At 47.6% G+C, this 12,654-nt stretch carries 13 protein-coding genes; 1 reads left to right on the top strand and 12 read right to left on the bottom strand.

The features are described 5' to 3' along the window. The first annotated feature begins 50 nt into the window (after positions 1–50). Complete coding sequence (locus M3221_RS09720; protein WP_251271360.1) at positions 51–1,001, top strand: bile acid:sodium symporter family protein; 951 nt, start codon at positions 51–53, stop codon at positions 999–1,001. 272 nt (positions 1,002–1,273) lie between these two features. Here the strand turns inward: M3221_RS09720 and M3221_RS09715 are convergent, their stop codons facing one another. The 12 genes from M3221_RS09715 to M3221_RS09660 all read right to left on the bottom strand — a co-directional run bounded on the left by M3221_RS09715 (position 1,274) and on the right by M3221_RS09660 (position 12,646). After that, positions 1,274–1,984: a DNA alkylation repair protein gene (locus M3221_RS09715; RefSeq protein ID WP_251271358.1), complete on the bottom strand. Its 711-nt coding sequence runs from the start codon at positions 1,982–1,984 to the stop codon at positions 1,274–1,276. Positions 1,985–2,045: 61 nt separating this feature from the next. Next, positions 2,046–2,462, bottom strand: a complete 417-nt coding sequence (locus tag M3221_RS09710) for a universal stress protein (RefSeq protein WP_251271356.1) — start codon at positions 2,460–2,462, stop codon at positions 2,046–2,048. Between the two features lie 60 nt (positions 2,463–2,522). Beyond that, positions 2,523–3,989, bottom strand: a complete 1,467-nt coding sequence (locus tag M3221_RS09705) for a SulP family inorganic anion transporter (RefSeq protein ID WP_251271355.1) — start codon at positions 3,987–3,989, stop codon at positions 2,523–2,525. Between the two features lie 290 nt (positions 3,990–4,279). Further along, positions 4,280–5,428: a mannitol-1-phosphate 5-dehydrogenase gene (locus tag M3221_RS09700; protein ID WP_251271354.1), complete on the bottom strand. Its 1,149-nt coding sequence runs from the start codon at positions 5,426–5,428 to the stop codon at positions 4,280–4,282. 212 nt (positions 5,429–5,640) lie between these two features. Further along, on the bottom strand, positions 5,641–7,149 hold the full coding sequence (locus M3221_RS09695) for an MDR family MFS transporter (protein ID WP_251271352.1): 1,509 nt from the start codon (positions 7,147–7,149) through the stop codon (positions 5,641–5,643). 238 nt (positions 7,150–7,387) lie between these two features. Then, positions 7,388–8,011, bottom strand: coding sequence for a HoxN/HupN/NixA family nickel/cobalt transporter (locus tag M3221_RS09690; RefSeq protein WP_251271351.1), 624 nt, complete (start codon positions 8,009–8,011; stop codon positions 7,388–7,390). Between the two features lie 15 nt (positions 8,012–8,026). Beyond that, positions 8,027–8,842 carry an urease accessory protein UreD gene (locus M3221_RS09685; RefSeq protein ID WP_251271349.1) on the bottom strand — a complete coding sequence of 272 codons (816 nt, stop codon included), beginning with the start codon at positions 8,840–8,842 and terminating at the stop codon, positions 8,027–8,029. Continuing rightward, the gene (ureG, locus tag M3221_RS09680) at positions 8,839–9,456 is read right to left on the bottom strand and encodes an urease accessory protein UreG (protein WP_251271348.1); all 618 of its coding nucleotides are present in this window, start codon (positions 9,454–9,456) and stop codon (positions 8,839–8,841) included. The genes M3221_RS09685 and ureG overlap by 4 nt, the downstream gene beginning before the upstream one ends. 22 nt (positions 9,457–9,478) lie before the next feature. Beyond that, positions 9,479–10,165: an urease accessory protein UreF gene (locus tag M3221_RS09675; protein ID WP_251271347.1), complete on the bottom strand. Its 687-nt coding sequence runs from the start codon at positions 10,163–10,165 to the stop codon at positions 9,479–9,481. Further along, on the bottom strand, positions 10,158–10,604 hold the full coding sequence (gene ureE, locus M3221_RS09670; protein WP_242232607.1) for an urease accessory protein UreE: 447 nt from the start codon (positions 10,602–10,604) through the stop codon (positions 10,158–10,160). The genes M3221_RS09675 and ureE overlap by 8 nt, the downstream gene beginning before the upstream one ends. A 12-nt stretch (positions 10,605–10,616) precedes the next feature. Continuing rightward, a complete protein-coding gene (gene ureC / locus M3221_RS09665; RefSeq protein ID WP_251271345.1) occupies positions 10,617–12,326 on the bottom strand; it encodes an urease subunit alpha in 1,710 nt (569 codons plus the stop codon). After that, a complete protein-coding gene (locus tag M3221_RS09660) occupies positions 12,323–12,646 on the bottom strand; it encodes an urease subunit beta (RefSeq protein WP_251271344.1) in 324 nt (107 codons plus the stop codon). Before M3221_RS09660 ends, ureC begins: the two co-directional genes overlap by 4 nt. Between the last annotated feature and the right edge of the window lie 8 nt (positions 12,647–12,654).

The following is a 12,654-nucleotide window of genomic DNA, read 5'->3' as shown; positions in this document are numbered from 1 at the left end:
CTATTTCGACTTGTTTTATGCTATTCTACTATAACGGAGGTGAATACGAATTGAATACGTTCGTAAAAGTTAGTCAATTTGCCGGCAAAACATTCGCTATTTGGGTGCTTGTGTTTGCGGCATTCGCATTTTTTCTTCCCGCACAGTTCACATGGATTGCGCCCTATATTTCTATTTTACTTGGTGTGATTATGTTCGGGATGGGGATGACCATTTCAGGAGAAGACTTTAAAGAAGTCGGCCGGCATCCCATAAAAGTGATCATCGGGGTTTTAGCCCAGTTTATTGTGATGCCATCTTTGGCTTTTGCTCTCGCAAAAGGGCTTCGGCTGGAGCCGGAAATTGCGATTGGTGTAATTTTAGTAGGCTGCTGCCCGGGTGGTACTGCTTCTAACGTCATGACGTTTTTGGCAAAAGGAAACACCGCTCTATCCGTGGCCATTACATCAGTATCTACACTGCTCGCACCGATTTTAACGCCGGCGCTTATATATCTTTTAGCGAGCGAATGGCTTGAAGTATCCGCTTCTGCCATGTTTATGTCAGTGGTACAGGTCGTGCTCCTGCCAATTATCCTTGGCTTGATCGTACAACGGTTCTTTAAAAAGCAGGTGCAAAAAAGCGTAGACATTTTGCCGCTCATTTCCGTTATAGCGATTGTGCTGATCGTCGCGGCTGTAGTGTCAAATAGCAAAGAAAAAATTGTAGAATCTGGATTGCTTATTTTCGGTATTGTGATCTTACATAATGGTCTTGGTTATTTGCTCGGATACTTAGCGGGAAAACTCTTCAAGATGCCATATGAAGACCGAAAAGCCATGGCGATTGAAGTCGGCATGCAAAACTCCGGACTCGGCGCTGCTCTTGCAGCCGCTCATTTCAGTCCTCTTGCTGCTGTGCCAAGTGCCATTTTTAGCTTCTGGCACAATATTTCCGGACCGCTTTTAGCCACCTACTGGGCGCGAAAAGCAGACCGGAAAGCGGACCGAAAAGCAGCATAGAAATCGTATTTTTTATTAGATGAATGCTTTGCCCGCCAAATAAAACAAGTCTCTCCTACACGAGAGACTTGTTTTTGTTTGCTCCATTTGTATAAGCAATGAAGCATCCCCGGTTAACACCTCATGTAAAAACGCTCTGCAATAGTACTGGCAGGGGTCCAGTCTTTGCAAAGCGCTTTTTAGTTTAGGTGTTCAATTACGTATAAAAATCTTACCATGAACTTTTTAAAAAATCTTTTTCACTGTTATATTATCTTACAAAAAATTTCTATCTAACAAATACACGTTTTTCTCTTTTTACCGACTGCATTTCGGTCTTCTATTTTTTGAATGTACGCTGTGGCAAGCGGAACTTTGCAGGCCGTATCCCCAACATCGACGCGTACACTCCCTATGCGGGCTGCCACTTCCTTCGCCCGCTCTGAAAGCGGCTTATAATAAGCACCCACGCAAATCACAAACTGATTCATCACGTACCGAACGCGGTTTTGCTCCGTATGAATGTTTTTTTCCACTCTGTTCAACAGTTTATCGATTTCTTCCCTGTCTACCTCGTCATCTAGAGCAACCGACAGGTAGTTGCTGTAGGTACTCCATCCGGCAGCCATAATCATTTCTTCATCCGACTGCATCCACTCTCGCGCAAGCTCAAGTGCAAAAAGAGATTCCGCTGCAACTTGTGCGACTGTATATTCACTGATCATATACCAATAAGCGCCCCGTGCCCATTCGTTCAGTCGTTCTTTCGTTATTTCTTTCGGCTTCACTGTCAAACCCGCTAAATACATAGCATCGCTATTGCCGGATGCGTACAAGTCGTAGACGAGCTGCTGATCTTTTTTTACTTCCTTTACAAAATGTTTTTTTAAATCGCCGACTTTGACACCAAAAAACGGCTCTTTGGCTCCATGACGGGCAAGTGTTTTTTTCGTTTGATCTGAACCGAACTGCTCAAGCTTTTCCATTACTTCTTCATACGTCATGTTCAAGCCCCCTTTTCTTTATTATAAAGAAAAGTCATTCTCAAAAAGAGAATGACTTGGATTATTTTACAATTAATACAGGGCAGTTTACACGCTTCGCCACTTTATGGCTAACGCTGCCAAGCACCATTTCCTGCAGACTGTTCAGGCCGCGGCTGCCGAGCACTACATAGGAAACAGCTTCCTTGTTCGCGTATTCTACAATCGCCGGTCCCGGCACGCCGTGAAGCAGTTGAATCGAATATGAGACGCCTGCTTCTCTTATTTTCTGTTCTGTGCTTTGAAGCTGTTTTTTTCGCTTTTGTTCCAGATCAATAGCGCCTGCACTATGCAAGACGTCTTTTTTGGATTGATCAAAATCAACGACGAATACAATTACAATGTCTTTGTTCAGCACTTTGGCCAGCTTAATTGCTTCCTCCGCTGCCCGAAGCGCGTGGCTTGATCCGTCTGATGCCAGTAAAATACGACCGTTCATCAACATCCCCCTTTGTTTAAAAAAAGCGCACTGCTTTTACACAATGCGCTCATTTACATGTTAATGTCCAGACAGCTTGGCATCCTGCTTATCGTGAACAGCCATCCGTTTCACCATGGATGAACTTGCTTCATTTAAGCCTGTCAGGACGGCTTTAATGCCATTATCACGGTATTTCAACACAATTTTATCCACTGCCGCCACGCCAGAATCATCCCAAATGTGCGCCTCAGAAAAATCAATATGCACATTCTTAATTCCTTCCGGCTGATAGTCGAATTCATTTACAAAATCCGTAACGGATGCGAAAAAGATTTGTCCTGCTACTTTGTAATGAAGCGTATCCCCCTTGTGGAAAGTCGATACAGTCACCTTTGAAATTTTCGCTGTAAAGAAAATCGCACTGAGCAGAATGCCGGCGAACACTCCTTTTGAGAGGTCATGTGTGAGCACGACGGTTATGACCGTCACGACCATGACGATGCTGTCTGTGATCGGAATTTTCGTGACGGCTTTAAGAGACGACCAGTCAAATGTGCCAATTGAGACCATAATCATGACACCAACCAATGCCGCCATCGGAATTTTTACGACTACATCGCCGAGCACCATAATTAAAAACAGCAGAAACGCTCCTGCCACAAAGGTAGACAACCGTCCGCGGCCGCCGGATTTCACATTAATAACCGATTGGCCAATCATAGCACAGCCCGCCATGCCGCCAAAAAAGCCGGTTACAATGTTTGCAATTCCCTGTCCGCGTGCTTCCCGGTTTTTATCGCTTGTCGTATCCGTCATATCATCCACAATGGATGCGGTAAGCAGTGACTCTAAAAGGCCGACCATCGAAAGTGCTAAAGCCGTCGGGAAAATAATCGACAACGTCTCCATATTCAACGGTACATCTGGAATCAGAAATGATGGCAAAGACTGAGTAATGTTTCCAAGATCACCGACTGTCCGTAAATCGAAGCCGCCCACTAATGCAATGATTGTCATGACAACGATCGCAACAAGCGGAGAAGGAACGGATTTGACGAAGCGCGGAAGGATGTAAATAATAGCAAGCGTTGCCGCCACAAACACATACATAACCACTGAACTGCCTGCGAATTGGGGCAGCTGGGCAGTGAAAATTAAAATAGCGAGCGCATTGACGAATCCAACCATCACTGAACGCGGAACAAATTTCATCAAGCGCGCAATTTTCAGCCAGCCAAAAATCAGCTGCAGCACCCCGGTTAAAATGGTAGCCGCAAACAAGTACTGAAGCCCATGGTCTTTCACAAGCGTCACCATCACAAGCGCCATCGCTCCGGTCGCAGCAGAAATCATCGCCGGGCGTCCTCCCATAAAAGCAATCACAACCGCCATCGAAAATGATGCGTACAGACCCACCATCGGATCTACTCCCGCAATAATCGAAAAAGCGATCGCTTCTGGAATAAGCGCAAGCGCTACGACAATCCCCGACAAAATATCCCTGCGGACATTGCCGAACCATTCTTTTTTCAGTTGTGTAAACATAAAAAAACACGTCACCTCTAGTAATTTATTTTTTTGACCCCCAACTCTCATGGAAGTCACTGTCCGTTTGAAGTTCTTTTATCATATCATGAAATCAGCCCGCTTGAAAACGTACGCTCGTTTTTCCCAGACTGGCAGCCGGGGCCGGAAAACGACAAAAAAAGCCGGAATCTGCTTTGTTGTGGCCGGATTTCTCATATATCCGGCCCAAATCAAGCATTTTCCGGCCCAGCCGCCAAAAATCCGGCCCTGGTCATACAAAAAAAGAAGCTGATGGAACCAGCTTCTTTTTAAATTCCTTTTTCACGCATCAATTCGTATTGCTTCATAACTTCAGCAAAAAGCGGGTCTGACTCATCCAGCTGCGTAAACTTTTTCAGCGCGGATTCAATCCCCCTATGTTCAATTTCCCCTTGCACTTCTACCGCTTCCGGATCCTGTGCATAGTCATATAAAAGCGCCGCTGCAATACTTTTGGCTAAGTAAACCGGCGTTTCACCAAGCAGCTGCTCGTACTGCTTGGCCGGACTGAGGAGACGGTCATTTCCCCCGAGCTTACGAATCGGCGCACGGCCCACTCGGGTAATATGGTCGCGAATATGCGGATTAGCAAACCGGCCAATGATTTTTTGGATATAGTGGTCATGTTCAGACTGATCAAATCTGTATTTCGTTACTAAAAGACGCCCGGTTTCGTTCAAGACTGCCTGGAGCACTTTGGCAACGTGCTTCATTCCGAGTGCTCCATCAATTGTTTGAGCACCGGTCTGCCAGCCAAAATAAGCTGCGGCTGCATGACCGGTATTAACCGTAAACAGCTTCCGTTCAATGTACGGCTTTAAGTCCGGCACCCAGGTGATGCCTTCCACTGCGGGCTTATCGCCAATCAGCTTGAGTTCTTCCACTACCCATTCGTAAAATGGTTCAACGACCACCGTCAATTTATCCTCATTTGACTGGTTAGGCACAATCCGGTCAACGGCCGCGTCCGGAAATCCAGTTCGTGACAAAATAGCATCGCGCTCTTCTTCTGGTATTTTCTCCAGTACCTTCTCTTTTAAGAGCGTACTCCCTCCGATCATGTTTTCACATGCAATTATATTAACAGGTGATGTCCGTTTCCGAAGGCCTTCTGCTACAAGCCGCGAAATGTGCGGCAAAATCGCCGGGCCAACTGCGGCTGTAATGAGGTCTGCCTCAGCAACAGCTTGTATCACACGGTCTGCTTCCTCAGCGCTGTTAATGGCCCGGACATTTCTCACCATATGCTCCTCACGTGATTCATCCGCCATCACAACCCGGTATTCCTTTTTTTCGTTCAGCAGGTCGACCACTTCACGATTCACATCTATAAAGCACAATTCATATCCTGATTGGTATAAAAGACTCCCGATAAAGCCGCGGCCAATATTTCCTGCACCAAAATGAACAGCTTGCATATTCATTCACCTCTTCAACTATTCTCGTCATTTTTCTGGTAAGCAGCTCATTCTTTGGGCTGCTTACCAAGTGATGATGAAGCTTTTCTTCATTTATTTTATTTCTGGCTAAAAGCTTACCGATCTGATACTATCCCTTTTACATTATCTCCTTCTGCTTTAATCGTAAACCTGTCCACGACCTGCTCTTCGAACGAGAAGAACCGCTTCTTTTAAGTTGTTTGTTTTTTCCCTTCTACTTGCAGCTGTTCGTCTCCCATAAAGTAAACCGCCATAAATGCAAGTGCAATCGGGATGAGTGACCACAAGAATGTTGCCGCAATCGAATGAGACATCGCATGGGTGATCACATTCAAAATATCCGCTGGAATTTGAGCGCGCTGCTCGGACTGAAATATAGTCTGAAGGTTATCAATGCCAAACGTTCCTTTACCGCCTCCACCCAATTTATCCTCCAGCTCATTTGTTAACAGCTTCGTCTGGATAGAGCCGAAAACGGTAATACCCAGCGCCAGCCCAAGTGATCGGAAAAAGGAGTTGGTGGAGTTCGCCGAGCCGCGGTGCCGGTAATCCATTTTGTGTACACTCGCAGATGGCAGCAGCGAAAACGAAAACCCGACGCCGAGTCCAACTGTCACCATATAAACCGTCAGCAGCATACGGCTTGTTTCCGGAGAAATAGTTGCCATAAGAGCCATGCCAACCGCGTAGACAATTACAGAAATCCACATAATACGACGGTAGGGCATTTTGGCCTGTGCGATTCCTGCAAAAGCACTTCCGGCAACGGACCCAAGCAGCATAGGCATTAAAATAATTCCGGCATTGGTTGCCGCCCCCCCGTACACCGCCTGAACAAAAATTGGGATAAAAATCGTCAGCCCGACAAACGTAGCCCCGTACAAAAAAGCGAGTACCTGGGAGGACGCAAACAGCCGGCTGCGAAACATCCAAAACGAAATAATCGGCTCTTCCGCTTTTGTTTCGATCCATAAAAACAGTCCAATAAATACAGTAAACAAGCCAAACAGCAACATGCTCTGCCATGAAGTCCAGGCAAACTCTTTTCCGCCAAGCTCCAGCGCAAACATTAAGCTGACAACGGCTGTTACCAGTGTAACTGCGCCAGCCCAGTCAATTTTCTGCTTTGTATGCATCGGCGTTTCCTTGTAAAAGCGCCCAATCAGCAGCAGGACTACTATGCCGATCGGTACATTTACATAAAATACCCAGTGCCAGCTGATGGCGTCCGTAATAAACGCACCGAGCAGCGGGCCAATCACGCTCGAAGCGCCAAACACGGCACCAAGCATGCCGGTCATTTTTCCGCGCTGTTCGGCTGGAAACACATCAAATACAATCGTAAACGCAATCGGCATCAGTGCACCGCCGCCAATTCCTTGAATGGCCCGGTACACGGCCAGCTGTGGGATCGACTGGGCAACGCCGCACAGGGCAGAACCTATTAAGAATACAAGCAGTCCAAATACAAAAAAACGTTTCCTTCCATACATATCCGACAGCTTTCCGAAAATCGGCATGCCGGCCAGCACCGCTACTGCATATGCGGAGGTAATCCATACATAGCTGTCTACGCCGCCTAAGTCAGCCAGAATGGAGCCGAGCGCTGTTGCCACAATCGTGTTGTCCATCGCAGCCATTAAAATGGCCAGCAGCAGCCCCGCCAGGACAAGCCGTAAATTTGTTTGTTCCGTCGTCATTCCACTCTTCCTCTCTTTTTCTACCTGATTACTAGTATAGCAACGAACGACAGAGCCGAACATTAAAAAGCGGTTTTGGGCAAAGAAAGCGGAACCCTTGCATCAGGCAAAATTCTTTGTCAGATAATCTAACCGGCTTGTTGTTCCGCTGCGCTCCCTTCTTTATACTGAGGGTGTCATCTTTACAGAAATATTGCCTCTAGGCAGAAAAAAAGCAGCCGGTAAGCCGGCTGCTTTTTTATCCTGTGATCAGTCCTGAGCCCGTCTCTATAATGTAATAGAGACCGTACAAAACGCTGATTAATGACGTGATCCGCATTAAAAAAAGCGGAATCGTTTTATGTGATGTAACTAAAAACGGAAGGCCCAGCAGAGTTGTAAAAAGCAGCATGCCGACAACTGTTCCCGCTCCGAAAATCAAAATAAACTGAAAGGCTTCTGAGCTGCTGTCAGCTTGTGTCGCTGTTAACAGTACCATGGCCGCACTTCCGGCAAGTCCGTGGATCACGCCAATCGTAAATGATTTTTTGTGGGTATGCTCATAATCTGCTTCGCCCGCCCTCCAGCTTCCTCGCATTCCGTTTACACCCAAATAAACGAGCATGACTCCGACAAAGCATTCGAGCAGAGCTGCAAGATTCTCAGGAATCTGCCGGCCCAGTGCGATCGCGGTGACACCGATGATCAGCAGCGTAGCCGTATGCCCAAGCCCCCAAAACACACCCGTTAATGACGAGCGGTACAGCTTTTTTGTCCGGCTTGCAATCGTCGAAACCGCAATAATATGATCTGGTTCTGTTGCATGCTTAATCCCTAATGTAAATCCAAGCAATAAAATCGATAAAAGTCCGCCTTGAATCATAAATAGCTCCCTCTTTCAATACTTTCTGAGCTGCAGCGGCTCCTGGCCCAGTTTCCGGCGCAGCCAGTTGGTGCACTGCAGAATGATTTCTTCGATGACATGAGAGGCGTGAGCCAGAATCCGTACAGTACAGCCGCCATTTTTCAGCGTAGAAAACCCAATCCGCGCTCCATCGTTATACGGAGCCAGAAGCGGCTCCAGTTCTTCCTGCCAGCCGGGCTCAAGCAGCGGCGAAACGATAAAAAGAGAGCCGACATGTGTATAATCCTCCATTTGCATAAGGGAAAATAAAGGCTGCTGGTCCGGTTTTAAAAAAAGGTGGTCATACACCTGCAGCTGGCCATTTTCATATATTTTGAGCTTCGACCGAATCCACTCATAGCGAAACGGCCGGCCGCTCTCAGACCAGCCCGGCGTTATGCTGTCGCTATAAAGCAGCGTTGCCCCTTTTTCCATATGGATCGTGGTTGTCTGCTCAAAGCGTGCCTGCTCATACGCAATGAGCGGGTCCGGCATATACATAAACACACTGCCCGCCGCGAGAGATACGTTCATTGACTGAAAAACCGGCTCATGCGGTGTTTTATACACTTTTGCGGCAGACTGCGTCGTCAATATCATTCTCGCATCCGGTTCGAGAATCACCTCTGTATGATAGCGGTCGCCTCCTACGTATCCGCCACCGACATGAAGGCTGTATACCGTTGGCTCGTTTTCATTAAAATAGATCGGGCGCGCTACTTTAAACGCGCCGTCAAAATACGTATCAGCTATCACCGTCTTATCGCCCCGGCAGACTGCTTTCATCCGCAGCGTGCCGGTCATGCTCATGCTTCCAGCCCCATCAAAAGCGCATGTTCTTTAATCCATTTCACCACGTCTTGAAGTCCCGTTTCCACTTTTAAGTTCGTAAAGAAAAACGGCTTGTCTGCTCCACGTGATTTTTTCGTATCTTCCGCCATCACATCCAAATCGGCTCCTACATAGGGGGCGAGATCCGTTTTATTGATAATAAACAAATCTGATTTAATCATGCCCTGGCCGCCCTTACGCGGAATTTTCTCACCCTGCGCCACATCGATAATGTAAATCGAAAAATCCACAAGCTCCGGGCTGAATGTGGCAGCCAGGTTGTCCCCTCCGCTTTCTACAAAAATAATATCCAAATCGGGATGTGCCTCTTTTAATTCATCAATTGCTGCAAAGTTCATGGAGGCATCTTCCCGAATCGCTGTGTGCGGACAGCCTCCGGTTTCCACTCCAATAATACGGTTTTCCGGCAGAACCCCGTTTTTAATAAGAAATTGGGCATCTTCTTTCGTATAAATGTCGTTCGTCACAACGGCCATGCTGAATTCATCGTTCATCGCACGTGTGAGCTTTTCTACAAGCATTGTTTTGCCGGCACCAACAGGTCCTCCAACACCGATACGTACTGGTTCCATTCCGCACCACTCCTTTTGTTTTTCACGACATAAAAAGCCGAACAGGCAGCTGTTCATGGCGCATTTGTGCGATTTCAAGCCCCGGCATATTCATACCGAGTTCTTCTTCCGTCATCTCTTCTGTTTGGTCTGCAATCTCTCTCATCAACGGCTGCAGCGCCAGCAGGATCCGCTGGCCGTCTGTCTGCCCAAGCGGAATCGCCCGGACAGCATTTTGAATCAAAGACTGAACACCTGAAAAAAGGTGTGCAGCGATGGCATCTTTTTTACCAGCCTGAAGATAATGGGCCGCCAGGGCAAACACAATAGACGGATGGCCGACCGCTTTCTTTTGGCGGATTTGTTTGTAATACATATTGATCAACGGGCTTTCGTATAAGTCCACACATAGCTTGGCCATTCGTTCACCAATCCTCCGAGTGCCTTCCCGTGTTTCTTTCGGCAGTGCCAGCGCGGAAAGCATGTGGTCAAGCTCCGTTAAATGATCAAAGCGGCAGGCTGCCACATCCTCATAGGCAAGCCGGCAGGCGAGAGCATCCGTATAAGCCATTTGATTGGCCATATAGATTCGCATAGCTGATTCGAATGTTTCAGCATTATGAATGCTGCCTTCGTAAATGTACGTTTCCAGTCCAAACGAGTGCGAAAACGCACCCGAAGGAAAATTGGAATCACACAGCTGCATAAAGGACAGCATTGGATTAATCATGGCTGTGGCCGATATGGCGGAATGCTTTTTTCACCTTGCGCTCTTCACGGCGAAAAGGAATGCCGAGCTGCTCGAGAAGCTGTTCGACTAAATAGTCATACTGCACAATCATTTCATCGCCTTCAAACTGAGCCGGCAGATGCCGGTTGCCAAGCTGGTGGGCAATGTCTCCCATTTGGCCGATTGACTCCGGCATAATAGTTAGAACATCATCGGCCAGTACCTGGATGACAATCATGTTTTTATCATCGCAGTATAAGATATCCCCGTTCTGCAAGTCTTTCGGCTCCCGCAGCCGAATACCGAGCTCGCGTCCATGATCTGTTTTTACACGCTGAATGCGTTTAACAAGCTCGTCACTCGACAGGAAAACCCGTTCTGTATGAGGTGCACGAATATCATCTGTTTCCACATTTCCAATTACTTTTTCAACAATCACTTCGATCCCACCTTAAAATAAGAAATAGCGCTGCGCCATTGGCACAGTTTCTGCCGGTTCACACGTTATCAGATCACCGTTTACTTTTACTTCATATGTCTGTGGGTCCACTTCGATCTTGGGTGTTTCACCGTTGTATTTCATATCGCTTTTTTGCAAAGTGCGGATTCCGCCGACAGGACGGATCATTTTCTCTAAACCGAGTTTTTGCGGAACGCCGCGCTCGATCGCCGCTTTAGACATAAAGGTCATCGATGTTTTGAAAAGTGCCCTGCCAAAGCTTGCAAACATCGGACGGTACAAAGCCGGCTGCGGTGTTGGGATGGACGCGTTTGGATCGCCCATGACGCTGTGGGCAATCAAGCCGCCTTTTAAGACAAGCTCTGGTTTTACACCAAAAAAAGCGGGCTCCCATAAAACAAGATCTGCAAGCTTGCCTGTTTCAATAGAACCAACATAGTCGGAAATGCCATGTGTTAAAGCAGGATTGATCGTATATTTCGCGACATATCTTTTCGCCCGGAAATTATCGCCTTCTCCTGTTTCTTCACTCATTTTCCCTCGCTGCTTTTTCATTTTGTCGGCCGTCTGCCATGTGCGCAAAATCACCTCGCCAATCCGCCCCATTGCCTGGGAATCAGAGCTGATCATACTGAATACACCTAAATCATGCAAAATATCTTCTGCCGCAATCGTTTCTTTCCGAATGCGCGAGTCGGCAAACGCAATATCTTCCGGAACCGATGGATCAAGGTGGTGGCAGACCATCAGCATATCCAAATGCTCGTCCAATGTATTGACTGTGTAAGGGCGGGTTGGGTTTGTGGAGGAAGGAAGAACATTTGGATAGCCGGCCGCTTTGATAATGTCCGGCGCATGCCCGCCTCCTGCTCCTTCTGTATGGTATGTATGAATCACCCGTCCATCGATCGCTGCAATCGTATCTTCCACAAAGCCGCCTTCATTTAATGTATCGGTATGAATAGCAACCTGAATATCGTACTTGTCTGCTGACCTTAACGCCGTATCAATTGTGGCAGCCGTTGTGCCCCAGTCTTCATGCAGCTTTAAGCCAATCACGCCTGCTTGAATTTGTTCTTCAAGCGGCTCGATTCCAGACGCATTTCCTTTGCCAAGAAAGCCGATATTCATCGGAAGCGCTTCGGCCGCTTCAAGCATACGGAAGATATTCCACTCACCCGGGGTGCATGTGGTCGCATTTGTTCCGGTAGCCGGTCCTGTTCCACCGCCAATCATCGTTGTGACACCGGAGGCAAGCGCTGTTTCAATTTGCTGCGGGCAAATAAAATGAATGTGCGCATCGATGCCGCCGGCTGTGACAATTTTTCCTTCTGCGGCAATCACTTCGGTAGAAGCGCCGATTACAATGTCTACTTTGTCCATCAAAAGGGGATTGCCCGCTTTGCCGATGGCAGCAATCATTCCGTCCTTTACACCAATATCCGCTTTATAAATACCTGTGTAATCAAGGATAATGGCATTGGTCAGCACAAGGTCAACGGCTTCTGCGCGTGTGGCAAGGGGGTGCTGGCCCATCCCGTCACGGATCACTTTCCCCCCGCCGAATTTCACTTCATCCCCATACACCGTGTAATCTTTTTCAATTTCGATAAAGAGATCTGTATCTGCCAGACGGATACAGTCACCCGTTGTGGGCCCGAACATATCCGCATACTGCCGGCGTGACATTTGAAAACTCATGCCTCTTCCTCCCCATCAAGCGCGCCATTCACCCGATTATTTAACCCGTATACGCGCCGCTCGCCAGAAAACGGAACGAGCACAACCGGCTTGCCGTCTCCCGGCTCAAAACGGACTGCCGTGCCTGCGGGAATGTTCAGCCGTTTACCAAGCGCTTTCTCGCGTTCAAATTCGAGTGCCTGATTCACTTCTGCAAAGTGAAAGTGGGAACCAACCTGCACGGGCCGGTCACCCCGGTTTGTCACAAAAACCTTCGTTTCTTCTTTTCCTTCATTGCATACAATCGCGGTACTTTGAAGCTTATATTCACCAGGAATCATGTGCGCTC

Source organism: Domibacillus indicus (assembly GCF_023715895.1).
In the GTDB taxonomy this organism is placed as follows: domain Bacteria; phylum Bacillota; class Bacilli; order Bacillales; family Domibacillaceae; genus Domibacillus; species Domibacillus indicus_A.
Note: the sequence above shows the minus strand (reverse complement) of the source record. Positions and strands in the feature narration are given on the sequence as shown.

What these genes read in the sequence shown, in the direction of transcription:
- M3221_RS09715 (WP_251271358.1), bottom strand. Translation starts at nt 1,984, where the DNA reads ATGACGTATGAAGAAGTAATGGAAAAGCTTGAGCAGTTCGGTTCAGAT.
- M3221_RS09710 (WP_251271356.1), bottom strand. Translation starts at nt 2,462, where the DNA reads ATGAACGGTCGTATTTTACTGGCATCAGACGGATCAAGCCACGCGCTT.
- M3221_RS09705 (WP_251271355.1), bottom strand. Translation starts at nt 3,989, where the DNA reads ATGTTTACACAACTGAAAAAAGAATGGTTCGGCAATGTCCGCAGGGAT.
- M3221_RS09700 (WP_251271354.1), bottom strand. Translation starts at nt 5,428, where the DNA reads ATGCAAGCTGTTCATTTTGGTGCAGGAAATATTGGCCGCGGCTTTATC.
- M3221_RS09695 (WP_251271352.1), bottom strand. Translation starts at nt 7,149, where the DNA reads ATGACGACGGAACAAACAAATTTACGGCTTGTCCTGGCGGGGCTGCTG.
- M3221_RS09690 (WP_251271351.1), bottom strand. Translation starts at nt 8,011, where the DNA reads ATGATTCAAGGCGGACTTTTATCGATTTTATTGCTTGGATTTACATTA.
- M3221_RS09685 (WP_251271349.1), bottom strand. Translation starts at nt 8,842, where the DNA reads ATGAGCATGACCGGCACGCTGCGGATGAAAGCAGTCTGCCGGGGCGAT.
- ureG (WP_251271348.1), bottom strand. Translation starts at nt 9,456, where the DNA reads ATGGAACCAGTACGTATCGGTGTTGGAGGACCTGTTGGTGCCGGCAAA.
- M3221_RS09675 (WP_251271347.1), bottom strand. Translation starts at nt 10,165, where the DNA reads ATGATTAATCCAATGCTGTCCTTTATGCAGCTGTGTGATTCCAATTTT.
- ureC (WP_251271345.1), bottom strand. Translation starts at nt 12,326, where the DNA reads ATGAGTTTTCAAATGTCACGCCGGCAGTATGCGGATATGTTCGGGCCC.
- M3221_RS09660 (WP_251271344.1), bottom strand. Translation starts at nt 12,646, where the DNA reads ATGATTCCTGGTGAATATAAGCTTCAAAGTACCGCGATTGTATGCAAT.